This window comes from Streptomyces sp. NPDC003034 (assembly GCF_053591375.1).
The window spans coordinates 43,885-57,824 of the sequence record NZ_JBSFTS010000021.1; the positions used below are offsets into that span (position 1 = coordinate 43,885).

The 13,940-nt window shown below is 70.0% G+C and carries 13 protein-coding genes; 6 read left to right on the top strand and 7 right to left on the bottom strand.

The annotated features are described in order from the left end of the window. The first annotated feature begins 316 nt into the window (after nt 1–316). The 3 genes from ACWDX7_RS20670 (at nt 317) to ACWDX7_RS20680 (ending at nt 1,602) form a co-directional block, all read left to right on the top strand. Entirely contained in the window at nt 317–523 is a 207-nt protein-coding gene (locus tag ACWDX7_RS20670; protein ID WP_451491757.1) for an FAD-dependent monooxygenase, read from the top strand. A gap of 120 nt (nt 524–643) precedes the next feature. Then, nucleotides 644–886, top strand: coding sequence for a hypothetical protein (locus tag ACWDX7_RS20675; protein WP_451491756.1), 243 nt, complete (start codon nt 644–646; stop codon nt 884–886). A gap of 392 nt (nt 887–1,278) precedes the next feature. Further along, nucleotides 1,279–1,602, top strand: a complete 324-nt coding sequence (locus ACWDX7_RS20680) for a hypothetical protein (protein WP_451491755.1) — start codon at nt 1,279–1,281, stop codon at nt 1,600–1,602. Between the two features lie 30 nt (nt 1,603–1,632). Here ACWDX7_RS20680 and ACWDX7_RS20685 read toward each other — a convergent pair whose 3' ends face one another. After that, nucleotides 1,633–2,673, bottom strand: a complete 1,041-nt coding sequence (locus ACWDX7_RS20685) for a vWA domain-containing protein (RefSeq protein WP_451491754.1) — start codon at nt 2,671–2,673, stop codon at nt 1,633–1,635. Between the two features lie 904 nt (nt 2,674–3,577). Here ACWDX7_RS20685 and ACWDX7_RS20690 point away from each other — a divergent pair. Then, nucleotides 3,578–4,636 (top strand): LacI family DNA-binding transcriptional regulator, encoded by a 1,059-nt coding sequence (locus ACWDX7_RS20690; RefSeq protein ID WP_451491753.1) that lies wholly within the window; start codon nt 3,578–3,580, stop codon nt 4,634–4,636. A gap of 114 nt (nt 4,637–4,750) precedes the next feature. Here ACWDX7_RS20690 and ACWDX7_RS20695 read toward each other — a convergent pair whose 3' ends face one another. Beyond that, nucleotides 4,751–7,564: a glycosyl hydrolase gene (locus tag ACWDX7_RS20695; RefSeq protein ID WP_451491752.1), complete on the bottom strand. Its 2,814-nt coding sequence runs from the start codon at nt 7,562–7,564 to the stop codon at nt 4,751–4,753. 682 nt (nt 7,565–8,246) lie between these two features. Here ACWDX7_RS20695 and ACWDX7_RS20700 point away from each other — a divergent pair. Next, nucleotides 8,247–8,729 carry a DedA family protein gene (locus ACWDX7_RS20700; protein ID WP_451491751.1) on the top strand — a complete coding sequence of 161 codons (483 nt, stop codon included), beginning with the start codon at nt 8,247–8,249 and terminating at the stop codon, nt 8,727–8,729. A gap of 617 nt (nt 8,730–9,346) precedes the next feature. Here the strand turns inward: ACWDX7_RS20700 and ACWDX7_RS20705 are convergent. The 5 genes from ACWDX7_RS20705 to ACWDX7_RS20725 form a co-directional block, all read right to left on the bottom strand. Next, nucleotides 9,347–9,799, bottom strand: coding sequence for a hypothetical protein (locus tag ACWDX7_RS20705; RefSeq protein WP_451491750.1), 453 nt, complete (start codon nt 9,797–9,799; stop codon nt 9,347–9,349). A 515-nt stretch (nt 9,800–10,314) separates the two neighbouring features. After that, nucleotides 10,315–10,755 (bottom strand): RidA family protein, encoded by a 441-nt coding sequence (locus ACWDX7_RS20710; protein ID WP_451491749.1) that lies wholly within the window; start codon nt 10,753–10,755, stop codon nt 10,315–10,317. 286 nt (nt 10,756–11,041) lie between these two features. Beyond that, nucleotides 11,042–11,245, bottom strand: coding sequence for a hypothetical protein (locus ACWDX7_RS20715; RefSeq protein WP_451491748.1), 204 nt, complete (start codon nt 11,243–11,245; stop codon nt 11,042–11,044). A gap of 444 nt (nt 11,246–11,689) precedes the next feature. Then, a complete protein-coding gene (locus ACWDX7_RS20720) occupies nt 11,690–11,893 on the bottom strand; it encodes a hypothetical protein (RefSeq protein WP_451491747.1) in 204 nt (67 codons plus the stop codon). Nucleotides 11,894–12,293: 400 nt separating this feature from the next. Beyond that, on the bottom strand, nt 12,294–13,187 hold the full coding sequence (locus ACWDX7_RS20725) for a LysR family transcriptional regulator (RefSeq protein WP_451491746.1): 894 nt from the start codon (nt 13,185–13,187) through the stop codon (nt 12,294–12,296). Nucleotides 13,188–13,244: 57 nt separating this feature from the next. On the opposite strand from ACWDX7_RS20725, the gene ACWDX7_RS20730 reads away from it, so the two are divergent. After that, nucleotides 13,245–13,937, top strand: coding sequence for a hemerythrin domain-containing protein (locus tag ACWDX7_RS20730; protein ID WP_451491745.1), 693 nt, complete (start codon nt 13,245–13,247; stop codon nt 13,935–13,937). Nucleotides 13,938–13,940 lie beyond the last annotated feature (3 nt).

The window sequence follows — 13,940 nt, forward strand, 5'->3', positions numbered from 1 at the left end:
CGGAATGTGCTGGGGCCGTAGTCGAGGCCTCGTTGGGGCAGTCGGCTTCCGCCCCTGCCGCTTCGGCTCCGCTCGGCCATCGTCGACCGCCGCCTTGCCTTCACCGGCCCGACAGCGAGACCGGCACCGACTCGTACCGTCCTGCCGAGCAGCACCAACCCGGAGGAACCGCCAAGACCGGCTGGCTGCCACCGACTGCCACCGACTGTCCCCCCGAGCCTGATGACGATCCGGCCGGCCCTTGACATCAAGGCGCCTGTTATGGCTGGTCAGGGCGGTGAAAGGGCCCTTCTGACCCTCGGTCATAGTGGGTGACATGGACTATGACGTAGTGGTGGCCGGAGGCGGCCCGGTCGGGCTGATGCTGGCCTGCGAGCTCCGACTGGGAGGCGCGCGGGTGGCCGTACTGGAGCGCCTCACCGAAGTGGACCCGACGATCAAGGGCGGGGCGATCACCACGCCCAGCGCCGAGGCGCTCTACCGCCGCGGCATGCTCCCCCCGCTGGCCGAGGTGCAGCGGTAGGCGATGGTCCGCTTCCGGGCGTTCATACGCGAGCGGAACGGCAGGGACCGAGGCAGGGACGGAGACGGCGGCGGGGACGCGGGTCAAGCGCTCGGGTTCGTCGGGCACTTCGCCGGGATTATGCTGCGCGCCGACCTGGTCGACCGTACGGAGCCGGGCTTCGGCGACGCCGGACCCGCAGCCGAGATCAGTCTCGTGGCGCAGCAGGACATCGAGCGGCTACTCGAGGAGTCCGCACCCGAAGCCGCCGTCGCCACACCCGCTGTCGCCGTCGTCGCGCCGGCATCTGGCCCCGGCGCCCCGGAGGCCAAACACACCTCTGCCGCCAAGGCAAAGGCAAGGATCGATTACCTCCTGGCCTAGTTTCAGAGCCAGTCCCTGGCCCCAGGTGGAGTGCCCCGAGCGCAGCGAAGGCGAACGGCCTGGAGGAGCGGGGCGACGGCCACCCTTGGCCCGCTAGGAATGCCTGGTGCTGTCGGAACTTGCGAACATCTCGCTCCGGCCCCGACACCTCGGTGCCTCCCGAACCGGTGTCGAAGTGCTGCCCTTCCCATGTACGGAGCCAAGCTGTCCGTCACAGAGCGCTCGACCCGTTGTCAGGTCCCTCCGGGCCGCACCAGCCGCCGTCGGCGGTGAGGTTCGCGCGCCTGGTCTCATCTGCTGGGGACCAAGGATCCCGCCCATCACCCGGATCCCTCCTCCAGTTGCCACCGGGCGGATTAGACTCCTCGGTGCCGATAACGGGGAGGCGCTCGGTGGACGCAAGGGATGTGCTCGACTCCGCCGCCGGCGGATGGTGGTACCCGGCCGTGGTCATCGCGCTGGTGATCGCCGGCGCTGTCTGGAAGGCGGTGTTCCACTTCGACCCCGACAGGCCCGGAGAGACCGTTCTTCCGCCGTGGCTGCTCACCGGCGGCGCCGCCCTGGCCGCACTGCCGTTCATCGTCAGGCTGCTCGCGGTCGGCGACATGGGCGAGGGCACCTTCGGCCTGTGTCTGGTGGTGGTACTGGCAGGGATGGGCCTCGCCACCACCTTCAAGCAGCAGGCCGCGGCGTCCCGTCGCCCACCGCGGCCCTAAGGGCTGTCGCGCAGGCCATCCTCCACGGCGTCAGACCATGAGCAGGAGCCGCGTGTGCGGCACGAGCTTCCGGTTCACGCTCGTGCTCTGTACGAAGATCGTGAAGTCGTCGTTGTGGTCGGGCTTGACGCGCACTTCCACGTCCGGCAGGCCGAGCAGGGCTCGGGCCTGGGGCCCCGTGTAGACCCGGTCCGTCTTCTTCTCCAGCACCGCGATCTGCTTGCGTGCCTGGATCTTCTCCGACTTGCTCAGCTGGTAGAACGCACAACCCGTACGGTAGGTGTGCCCGCATTCGGTGACCCAGTCCCGGATCGCCGCGTCACGAGCCACCGGGATCAGCTGGTACTCCGACGGATCCACCGGGGCGAGCCCCGCCGCCTCGATGGCGTCCTTGTTCACCACCTCCGCGCCCGTGGAGAACACCGCCCGCGAACCCCGGATGCCCTGGGAACGGCCCACCATGAACTTCTCGGTGGCCTCCCGGATGACCTGCCCGGCCTCCTCCAGACCCCGCGTGCTCGTGGCGTCCCAGACGGCGATGTTCTCCTTCGGGAAACCGCACTGCATGGCCTCGCGCTTGCCCATCTGGTCCGGCACGAGCACGGCCAGCGTCCAGTTGTCCTGCTGCGTCTCTATCATCTCGGCCACGGCCCTCACCAGCTCACGCGGACCCCTGACAGGGGCATCCGGGCAGCGATGACTCGCGTTCTCCTGCCCGTCGGTGAGTACGAACGTCAGGAAGCTGTGGTCTCCGTACAGTTGAGCCGTCTGCGCCAGCTCCCGCTGTGACTTCAGCGCGGCCGCCAGCAGAGCCGTCATCCCACCGACCCGGTACAACTGCTTCAGCGACGGCATCCGCAGCACGTCCTTGTCGTAGATGACGCACTCCACCTTGTCCGCGAAGACGTACACCGTGACGCGCGTTTCCTGCTCCAGTTCCCTGGAGCGGCGGGCAAGATACTCGATCTGCTGATCGGCGACCTCGACGACCTTGCCGCTCAGGTGCGACATGGACGAACTGGCATCCAGCACAAGAGCAACGTGATTGATGTAGTTCTGGCTTCCGGACATGACCAGCTCCCCCTCATTCCGACTTGATGCTCCTACCGTCTCACCCACCACTGACAATCGACCTCGGCTCCCAGCCCGGCCGGCCAGAGGCAGGTGCAGCCGGCGCCCAGCCCCCAACTCCGGGCACGGCCATGGCAGTCTGCGCCTCCCTGCGCCTCCCTGCGCCTCTCCGTGACTGGCGTGCCCGGCAGGCCCAACAACCTGCCGGCGCCGAGTCCGTGGCCGTGCCGACACGGGCTCCGCCGGCACACCGACGCAAGACGGTCCTGATCACCCAGGCCTTCGTGCGGTCCCCCTGCCCAGGCTGATACACCGTCACGTCGCGCCGAAGCGGACCATACGAGCCTTGAGCGGAGAGCGAAAGGGCACCTCAACAACCCTGCGCATCCGCCACTGGCGCGACACAACCGGGTGGCCTACGCACCGACTTGGTCCGCATCACCTCTCTCCGCGGCCCCGAGGCGTGTCGTCCCGGAGGGGTGAATTCAGCAACCCGGCCGCTCCCGGATTCCGCCAGGGCCGCTGGGCTGGGCGGATGGCCCGATGACCCCTCTTCCGGTCGTCCCCCGCTCATTCCTGTGCACGTGCTTCGAGGAGACTCCCCTTGGTTACCGCTGACCTTCCCGGCCCCATTCACTGCTGCGCCGAACGCTGGGGGAGTGGCGGATCACCGCCCGCACCGACAACACGGCCGGCAGCCAACTCCTCGGACGCCCATAGCGGCCGCTGCGGGTCAAACGCCTGGGCGGGCGCAGCCGCTGATGGGCCCTGGCCGGTCACCGGGCCTACGTCGAAGTGACCGCCGGCCAGGCGACCCGTTGGCGCGGAGAGCGCTCTCATAAGATCGGCCGACCGGCTACCCTGCCCCTGTACCCAGGTCTTACCGCGCCGCCGAGGAGCACCCTTGCCCCCCACGCCCGAACCGGCCCCCGGCTCCCGCCCCACCCTGGAAGCCGTCGCGGCCCGCGCCGGGGTGTCGCGGGCGACGGTCTCCCGCGTCGTGAACGGCGGCGCCGGAGTGCGCGAGGCCCTGGTGGACAAGGTGCGCCGGGCGGTCGAGGAGCTCGGCTACGTCCCCAACCACGCGGCCCGCACCCTGGTGACCCGGCGCAACGGCGCGGTCGCGGTGATCATCGCCGAGCCGGAGTTCCGGGTGTTCTCCGACCCGTTCTTCAAGCAGCAGGTGCGGGGCATCAGTCGCGAACTGACCGCCCACGACTCCCAACTGGTGCTGCTGTGGGTGGAGGGCCCCGGCGACTACGACCGGATCGGCCGGTACCTGGGCGGCGGCCATGTCGACGGCGCCCTCGCCTTCTCCGTGCACAACCACGACGAGCTGCCCGCCACCATCCGGCGGGCGCAGGTGCCGGCGGTGTTCGGCGGGCGGCCCGGCTGGCCGGGCGCGGCCGGCGCCCTCGCCGTGCCGTACGTGGACGCCGACAACCGCGGCGGCGCCCGGGAGGCAGTGCGGCACCTGCTCTCGCTCGGCCGGCAGAGCGTCGCGCACATCGCCGGCCCGTCCGACCAGACCTCCGCGATGGACCGGATCGACGGCTACCGCGACGTCCTCCTCGACGCCGGTCCCGGGCTGATCGCGCAGGGCGACTTCACCGAGGACAGCGGGGCCCGCGCGATGGCGGAGCTGCTGGACCAGCGGCCCGGCCTGGACGCGGTGTTCGCCGCGAACGACCTGATGGCGGTCGGCGCCCTGCGCGTCCTGCGGGAGCGCGGGCTGAAGGTGCCCGAGGACGTGGCACTGGTCGGCTTCGACGACATGACCTCCATCGCGGAGACCACTGATCCGCCGCTGACGACCGTCCGCCAGGACATCGAGGGCATGGGCCGGCTGATGGTCCGGCTGCTGATGCGCGTACTGAACGCGCAGGGGGCCGAGCCCGGAACGGGCACCGCTCCGGGCTCGGTGATCATCCCTACGGAACTCGTACGACGGGCGTCGGCCTAACCGTAAGGCCCAGCCCTACGGGGCCCGGCCGTACGCATCTCAGCCCTACGGGAGTCAGCCGTACGGGTCTCAGACGTACGGGTCTCAGCCCTGCAGGTCTTCGCCCCACGCGGCTCAGCCGTACGGGATGACCAGCACGGACCGGTCAGTGCCGGTCTGGAGCTTCGCCGTGCCGTTGCCGATGGCGTGCCACACCTCCAGGCGTACGCTGCCGCCCTTCAGGTCGCCCAGCGCGCCGGTCGCCGACTTCAACCCGCGGGCCTGGCCGTACTCCTCCCAGCCGGCCACCGGGTCGGTCGCGAAGTAGTGGTACGTCTCCGTCCGCTCGAAGGTGCCGTCACCGGTGAGGTCGTAGCTGACGCGGGCCTGCTGGCCGAGGCCCACCGCGGTGCCCGCGTCGACCTGGAGGCGGAAGCCGGTGGCGGCGCCCGCCTTCAGGGTGCCGTTGACGCCCTTCGCCTCGTACACCAGGGGCTGGTGGGGGGCGCCGTCGTGGTTGGCGCCGCCCGCCGAGGCGATGGTGTCGCTGCCGGGCGCCGCGCCCGTGGCGGTGGTGAGGGTGCCGCCGGTGCGCAGCTGGAAGGTGTCGCCGGTGGACGGATCCGGCCCCGGCCCTGGCCCGGTACCGGTGCCGGCGCTGGTGGCCGTCGAACGCGCCGGGACGGTGAGCTTCGCGCCGTCGGAGAAGGTCACGGTGCGGGCGGTGGATCCGTGGTTGTGGGCCGCGTACGTCCGTACCGTGCCCTTGGTGAAGACGGCGGAGGTCGCCATGTCACCGGTGATGGTCGCCTCGGGCGCGCCGAGCGCGTCCATCGTGGCGATCCAGTGGTAGGTGTGCGCCTTGGACTCGCCCGCCTCCGGGGTGTACGAGGCGTGGCCGGCGTCCCACTTGGCCTTGGCGGCGGCGGGGTCGGCGAGTGACTGGAACTCCCAGAGGATGTCGCGCCATTCGACGGCCGGCCCGCCGTTCTGGCGCTCCATCTCGGCGATGTTGCGGCGGACGGCCGCCTTCTCGCCGCCCAGGTGAAGCGAACCGCCGGCCACCGGCAGGACGTTGATGCCGTGGATCTCCTCGGGGTTGGCGGTCCACCAGGTGGCGTAGGCGGCGCCGCTTCCCCACACCATGCCGGCGGTGTCGTGCCCGAAGGAGGACGGGAAGACCTGCTGGCCGGCGTCGAACCAGTACTGGGCGATCGCCTCGGACTCGGTGGTCAGCAGGTACACCCCCAGGTCCCGCAGCGCGGTGTCACCGGTGGCCGAGCCCCACAGGATCAGGCCCGCGCTCAGGTTGGTGGACTCCGACGATGACTCCTGGTTGTTCCCGGCGGCGAAGCCCTGGTGGCCGGAGGCCCAGCTGTGACCGGCGTACACGTCGAAACCGCGCAGGAACGGGAAGGCGGTGTCGGTGCGGCTGGGGTTGGCGGCGTCCCGCACCAGGGTCTTGACCATGCCGCCCCATGCGGAGTCGGCGGCCCAGGCGGGGTCGTACTGGGCGACGACCGCGGCCGCGTAGACGTAGTACGAGTAGTGGAAGTGGTGGTCGTTGAGCTCGGTGTCGCTGCCGTAGGAGGCGGGATAGCCGGTCAGCGTCTTCCACATCCGGTCGTAGGAGAACTCGTTCGCCCCGCCCACCGTGAACCAGTCCTGCAGCCGGCCCTTGAGCAGGCCGAGCAGCTTGTCGCGGGTGGCGCTCTCGCCGATCTGGTCGGCCAGGGGTACGAGCTGGGCGAGGCGGCCGAGGGCCTTGCCGGTCCAGTAGGTGTCGGTGGCGCCGGCGAACGGGTCGGCGGCGTTCGCGGCCTCGTTCAGGTAGCCGCGCAGCCGGGCCGTGTCGACGGCGGACGACTTCGGCAGCCCGGGCAGTACGGCGGCGGCCCGCTGGCTCGTGGTGAAGGTGGTGGATGCCCGGACCTTCATCGTGCCGCGCGGTGAGACGTAGGTGTACGGGGTCAGCGCGTCGGCGGTGTGCAGCCACTGGTGCCGGTAGAGGGCCTGGAGCGTACCGGTCTGGGTGCCCTCCTGGGGCTGGGTGGTGAGCGTGTACGTGGCCTTGACCGTGCCTGCGGTGTAGCTCCAGGCGGCCTCGGAGCCGGTGACGAAGCTGTAGGCGTACGTGCGGTAGGCGGCCAGCGCGTCCGGGGAGGGCAGGACCGCCACCGAGAAGTAGTCCTTGCCGCCGAGCCCGGCCGTCAGCGTGGAGCCGGAGACGGTCCAGTCGGTGCCGGTGGGGGCGAAGAGCGCGTAGTGGTGGCCGGAGACGGTGATGCCCAGCACGTTGCCCTGGTCGGCGAAGACGGTGGGGGCGGTGGCGGTGGTGATCCGCGCGTCGCCGCCGGTGCCCTTGGCGTACACGAACGGTGAGCCGTGGCCGATGGTCGTGCGCAGGGTCCGGGCGCCGTCGGACCAGTAGGGGGTGACGGTCCAGTCGGACCAGGCGTCGGCCTTGGTGTCCGGTGAGTTCAGGCCGGTCAGGCCGAGGGTGAGGTCGCGCTTGTGGGCGAACTCGTACTGCCTGCCCTCGCCGACGATCGCCGGCGTGGTCGGGTAGCCGATGTCGAGGCCGGCGGCGGTGGCCTGGTAGGTGAGGGGGTGGCCGTACATGGGGGTGGACCAGGGGTTGTCGCCGTACCGCTGGAAAGCGAGCGAGGACCACCAGTCGTTGGTGGGCACCGGCTTGCCCTGGGCGGCGGGGGTGAGCTTGGGGGTGACGGGCGTGCCGGTGTTCGTGGTGGGGCCGGAGGTCCCGGGGGGACGGGTGTCGGAGTAACTGCCCGCTCCTACGGGGACGGTGGCGGCCGCGGCCGAAGGGGCACCGGCAGCGGTGAGGCCGAGGGCGGCCAGGGCGGCGGCGAGGACCAGTGCGGCGGGACGTGCGGCTCTTGGGCCTCTTGGGGCTCGTGGGGCTGGTCGGGTGCTGGGGGATGGCATGTCGGCACCTCGGATGGATGGCGGCAGAGCGCTCCGAGAGCGCTCTCAGATGCCCAGGAACGTAAAACTCCTGAAACAGGGCTGTCAATACAAGGGAGGGATGTCAATACAAGGGACACCTACCGAAGTTGACACCCACAAGAGACCCCGTCATGCGTTCCGGTCTTGACGGGGAGCGGGCACTGTGGCCCGCTCCCGACCTCTTTTTGAGAGCGCTCTCAGATATGCTCGCGCTCACCGGGGCCCTGCCCACCGCCTGCGGGGATCCGGCGGCCCGGAGAGGCGCCCGCCCAGAAGTGCACGGGCGCCCCTCCGCCTTGCGTCAGTTCGCCCCCGGGCCAGGATGCACCGGTCCACGGCCCAGTACCTCGACGTGTTGCGGTGACGACGTCTGGCCGCCCCGTTTCTGACTGGCCGCGGCGGTCGTTCCTCCGGTAGCCCGGCGCCCTGTATCCGCCGTATGTGCATTCGGTTAGGCTGACCTTGCCTGGCGTGCGGGCGTGCAGGTTCGGATTCCGGCGCCGCGGGTGGCAACCCAGTGGACGGAGCGGGCAGAGGCAGGGCGCAGGTGAGAGACGGTGACCAGGCTTGTGCGCGTCGTGCGCCCGGTGGGGCGGGACGCTCGTGCGGTCGCGGATGACGGGGGGCGCGGGTTCCGGCCCGGCGCACGGGGGGAGTCGTCGTGGATAAGATAGCGCTGACGGCCGGAGCCCTGTACGTCATCGTCCTGCTCCGCGCCGGTGGGACGTTCGCCGTCGGGTGGCTCGCTGGCGCCGGTGCCCGGCGCAGCAGGTTCGCCGGGCGGATCTCCTTGGCGAAGCTCCGGCGCGCCGAGCTGGCGATCCAGCGGTGGGGCGCGCCGGTGGTGGCCGTCTCCTTCCTGACCGTCGGTTTCCAGACCGCCGCCAACTTCCTCGCGGGCAGCATGCGCATGCCCTTGCCGCGCTACCTCCCTGCCCTGTTCGTGGGCGGAGCGGCCTGGGCGCTGATCTACGCGACTGCGGGGCTCGGCGTGCTTGAAGTACTGGGAAGGCTCTTCGCCGAGCGGACGGCCCTCGGGGTGTCCGCCGTGCTCGTCCTCCTCCTCGCGGTGTGCGGGGTGGTGGTGTACCGCAGAAGAAGGGCGGCGCCGTCCTCCGGCGACACCGTGGCCGAGGAATCGTGAGCCCGTCGGGCGAGGGCGGGTGCCGCAGCGGGAGAGATGCGCCGGGGGTCCATCAGGTGCGAGCCGGCGCATCCGGTCCTCTCCCGACCGGCTAGTGGAGCTACTGGTTGGCGTCGCGGAGCTTTCGCAGGATCTCCGTTACCGCGGCCACCTCGTCGGCTGTGAGCACGTTGTGGATGTGGCGTTGGGCCGAGGCCAGCCCGGCGGGGCCCCGCCTGCGCGCCTCCGCCAGGCCTTCCTCGGTCAGTGTGACGAGGATGGCGCGCCGGTCGTTCGGATGCGCACCGCATGGTCGTCGAGGTGGGGTACGCGCAGGCGTGGGATCCGCAGACTCGCGTGCCCTGGCGGCCGATATCCGTGGAGGAAGCCCGTGAGCGGGATTACCCCCGCCCCGCTGCCGTATTCCGTCTCCTCGGGCGCCCACGTCCCGGCCCCGAACAGTGATCCACGACCTCGAACCCATCGTGGACCGGCAGCCCCTTCGCCGTCACCTCGCCCTGCGCGCCGAGCTGCAGGCGGACGCCGTCGCCCACCACTCGCCGACATAGTCGGCGCGTTCGAGGACCGGCGGCTGGCGGTAGCTGAGCCGGATCATCCAAGATCAGGCAGAGTCGAGCTCAGGTCTGGCACTGCGCCGTGCCGGCGGTGGACCAGCCGCTCCAGGCGGCCCCGGCGGCACGGGCGTGTACTCGAATCTCGACCTTCACAGGCCCGCACACCCGAGTCGAGCTTCCCACTTCCGTGGGCCCCACTGTCCCACCCGCCGGGACATGGGTGCGACCGCTGCCAAGCTTCACCCAGTGACCACCGGAGACGACACGGAAGAACGCCTCGTAGGAGACGTCCACCGCCCTCGGCCCCGTGTTGCGCAGCTTGACGTGCGCCGTGATCTCACGAGTGATGACCTTGCCTTCCTTTCCCCGTTCGGCGCTGATGCAGCCGTTGACGGCCACCCGGCCGGTCGACACACCACCGCCGCAAGCGACTGCCGCAGCGTGAGCGTTCGCCGGAATGGTCAGCATGGTGAGCGCTGCCGCGCTCAGGATGGTGCCAATTCGCCTTGTCTGCATAATCCTGCCCCCTTCGATCCTGCATTGCGTCAGAAAAATCTGACACGTGGAAGGGTGCACGGCAACGCGTCATCGAGTTCTTCAGCCGAACGGGAACAACCGTCGAACACCCTCCCCCGGTTGGCCAGCGTGGGCTCGCTGGGTAGGGCTCCCGGTTTCCGCCGGATGGCGTGCGGTCTTATAGGACCGCTCTGTTGGGCCGTTCCTGTCAGTGACCTGGCACGCCCCTACCTGCCCGCACCACGTAGCCGATCGCATCCTCGCCGAGGACAACTGACGGTACTGTCTCCGGCGAACTGCAGCCCCGTGAATCTGCCCGCCCGCGTCACCGCAGTGGCCTGGGCCCGACAGGGACACTCCCGGACCGCAGTCGCGCCACCGTCATGTCAGGCGGGTGGCAGCCGTCCGGCGGCGAAGTCGGCGAACGGTTCCTGGGAGTTCAGCGAGCGCAGCAGCGGACCGAGCAGGCGTCGGGTGATCGTGCCCTGCGTACGGCGGCCGCAGCCGGGCGGGCCTCAGGCTTTCCGATCAGCAGGCATTATGGCGAGGGCCTCTACCTCCAGCATGAGCTCCGGCCGGTACAGGGCCGCCACCTGTACTGCGGTGCTGGCAGGTGGACGCGCGGTGTCGATGTAGGCGTCGCGGACGGCCCGTACCTCCGGCAGTATGGCGACGTCGGTGACGTAGAAGGTGAACTTGGCGACCTCGGCGAAGGTGGCGCCGCCCGCCGCCAGGCAGCGCCGCAGGTTCTCGAAGACCTGACGGGCCTGCGCGGCCGCGTCGCCGTTCCCGACCACATTTCCCTGGTGGTCAAGTGCGACCTGCCCGGATATGACGACCAGCCGGCCTTCGCCCACAACCACATGGCTATACCCGTTCCCCGGGGCGACCCCGTCTGGCGGAATGTGGGTGAGCACGGTCTTTTCTGACTGTGACACAGGTGACCTGACCTCCATGAACGAAAGGGTGACGAGGCAACGGTATAGGGCAGCAGACTCTGCCCATTTCGGAGCACGTTGGGTCGCGGGACGCACGCGGGGCGCGTCTCAGCTTCCCGCATCGGCGGGGATGCCCCGACAAGAGTGGGCTTCGAGCGACGCCGCCTTCGACTGGCATCGCCGCGGTTCGGGGGTGGGGGCACGCGACATCACGCGACGAATCCCAGTAGCCGTCCAGCCAGCCCGGAAATCGTTCCGTGCGTGCGACCTGCGGCGCATTGCTCCAGGCGGCTCCGCGGCCGGGTCACTTTCCGTCGGTGATGTAGTAGTCGTTGTCGAGGTACTCCAGGGTGTAGCTGCCGAGGTCGGTCTGGGAGAAGGTGGCGGAGTCCCTGACCGCTTCGAGGGGCATCTCGATCTTGTCGGGGGTGCGCACGGCGATGCGCTGCGGATCGACCGTCGCGGTTTGCAGAGCCTTCTTCTGCGCCGGTGAGATCATCTGGAACACAACGGCATACGTCGACGTGCAGGGACCGTACCCCCCTTGTCCTCTGCCTTCTTCGTGCCGGGCCCGGCCACTTCGCATACCGTGCCGATGTCCTCACGGCCGAGGGCGTGGAGGTACTGCTCGTACCTCTGGATCGCACGCTCCTTCGTCCTCGGCGCGGGCTGGACAACGGTCGGGGTGGCCGACGGCTCTTTGGCCCACGTGGATGCGGACGGCTGCGACGGCTTCGCGTCGTCCTCCTTCGATTCCCCCGGACCGCACGCGCACGCCAGCAACGCCGCGCATGCCGAAACCGCCACACTCACCATCGTCCGCGTCCTCATCCGGTCCCCTCCACCAGCCGACTACACCTCAAGAGGTCACGCAGGATCCGGGGCAGTGGTTCGCGATCCGGTCCACGGGTCGTGGTCGGTGCCGCGCTCGACGTGGTCCCACCGACGCCGGTCATTGGACCGCCCGCCGGAGGCCTGGCCGCATCTGCTGCCGCCGGCGGCCAGCACGGCAGCGCAGCCGGATCTGGTCGTGGGTGGAGAGGATGAGCCAGTCCCGGTACGCGCCACCCGCGGGGCAGGCGACCATCTCGCCGTCCAGGACGAGCGGCTGCGCCCAGGGCATCATGCAGCCGTCGAGCTGATCACGGCTGGGCATCCGCAGCTCCGGCGGAAGGAAGTCGTCCACCACGGCGGTCGGCTCGCTTCGCTCTGGCTCGGCCGGCGACCCACCGATTCCCGGCGGCGCCTGGTCCTGCAGCGCCGCCGCCCTGCGCCGACAGCTCGAAGAATCGGCGCTGCGCGTCGCTGGGCTCCACTGCCGGCGGCGTATCCGGTGAAACACCCTGACGCCCTCTTGCCTCGTGCTGCACGCGTCATGGCCGTGCCTCAAGTTCCTGACCTGCTTCAGTTCATAAGGTCCACAGCCACGACTGGCCGCGCTGGGGGCCGATCGGGCCGGTGCCCTCTGCCCCGTGAGTGTCCCATCCGGAGTCATCATGTCGCTGTCCCCGGCTTGCCCTGGGGGACCAGATGACGGGCGGAGTCGGCAGACTGCGTCAGAACCGGAACACGCCGAGGTCGCGCACCGTGTCGGCCAGGGCGCGGATGAGATCGTTCTCGGCTTCGGTCCGCCAGACCAGCGCGAAGTGCATGGTGGCCATGTCGGGGATGGGAAGCCACCGGATGTGTGACAGGCCCCAGTACTTGGTGACATGGCCGGGGAAGGCATTGATGATCTCACCCATGCCGACGTGGCTGATCAGCTCATCGGAGGTGTCCGAGGCCGCGGACGTGAGGCGCTCGATCGTACGGCCCCGTGGCGTGTGGAAAGGCAGGTAACTGTCCTCCCAGTAGTCCGGCAGGCCGAGGGCGGTACCGTGCGGGAAGTCGGCGAGCACCTCCAGCGGCACGGAGTCGCGTGCCGCGAGCCGGTGGTCGGCGGCCACGGCAAGGACCCGGGAGTCGGTGCACAGGATCGGCCCGACGGTGAAGTCCGGCTCCTCCACCGGCAGCCAGAGGACCACGACGTCCATGGCGCCGCTGCGCAGCTGGCCGAACACATCGGTGAAGGTCACCTGACGGATCTGGAGTCCCCAGTGCGGGTACCGCGCCCGGAACGCCTTCCAGTAGGGGTGCAGATCCCCGACGTTGAAGGGCATCAGGCTGACGCGGAGCTGTGCGGTGATGCCGCGGGCGGCCAGCCGGGCGCGCTCCAGGGATTCCTGCAGGCCCGCGTAGACCGGTTTCAGATCGTCGCGGAGCTGCCGGCCGACCTCGGTCAGGCGCACCGTGCGGCTGGTGCGGGTGAACAGCTCGGCACCGATGCGCCGCTCCTGCTTCTTGATGGCCTGACTCACGCGCGCCTGGGAGACGTGCAGCCGCTGTGCGGTCCGGCCGAAATGCAACTCCTCGGCCAGCACCAGGAAGATCTCGATGTCCCGCAGCTCCACCGGCCCCCCAGCCCCCGTCGATAACCCTGCGGTTATCGAACAGCGTCGAAGTCTACATTGATCATCTTCGCGACTCGCAAGAAGGTTGAGGACATGCAAACCGGCCGGCATGACGCGATCGACCTCACCGTGGTGCGGGCGATGCACGATGCCCTGCGCCGGGAACTGGCGCACCTCGACCGGATCACCACCGCCGCGGACCATGACGTACGGCGTGTACTGGCCACCGCTGCCGGATGGAAGATGCTCAAGCAGGCCCTGCACGCCCACCACTCCGCCGAGGACGAGGAGCTGTGGCCCGCGCTGCGCCGAAGCCTGGCCGGCCGCCCGCAGCAGCTGGCACTTTTAGAGGCTTTGGAGGCCGAACACGCCGCCATCCGATCGGTGATTGAGGCCATCGACACTGCGCTGGCCGACCCCCAGGTGGACCCGGTGCGGTTGGGTGCCTTGACCGATGCGCTGGCCACCGGCCTGGCCGGACACCTCGAACACGAGGAGACCCGGGCCCTGCCATTGGTCCAGGGGGCGTTGACGGCCGAGCAGTGGGGCCGATTCGTCCGCGTCCAAGCGCAGCGCGTCGCCCGCGACGACGCACCAGCGTTGCTGCCGTGGCTGCTGGACGGGGCCGACGAGGAGACGGTGGCGAAGCTGCTCGCTCCCTTGCCCGCCGCCACGCGCGCCGCCTGCACCGAGGAACGGCTATCGGCCTACATCGCTTTGGACCGTTGGAGTCCTGGCACCGCTGGCTGACGC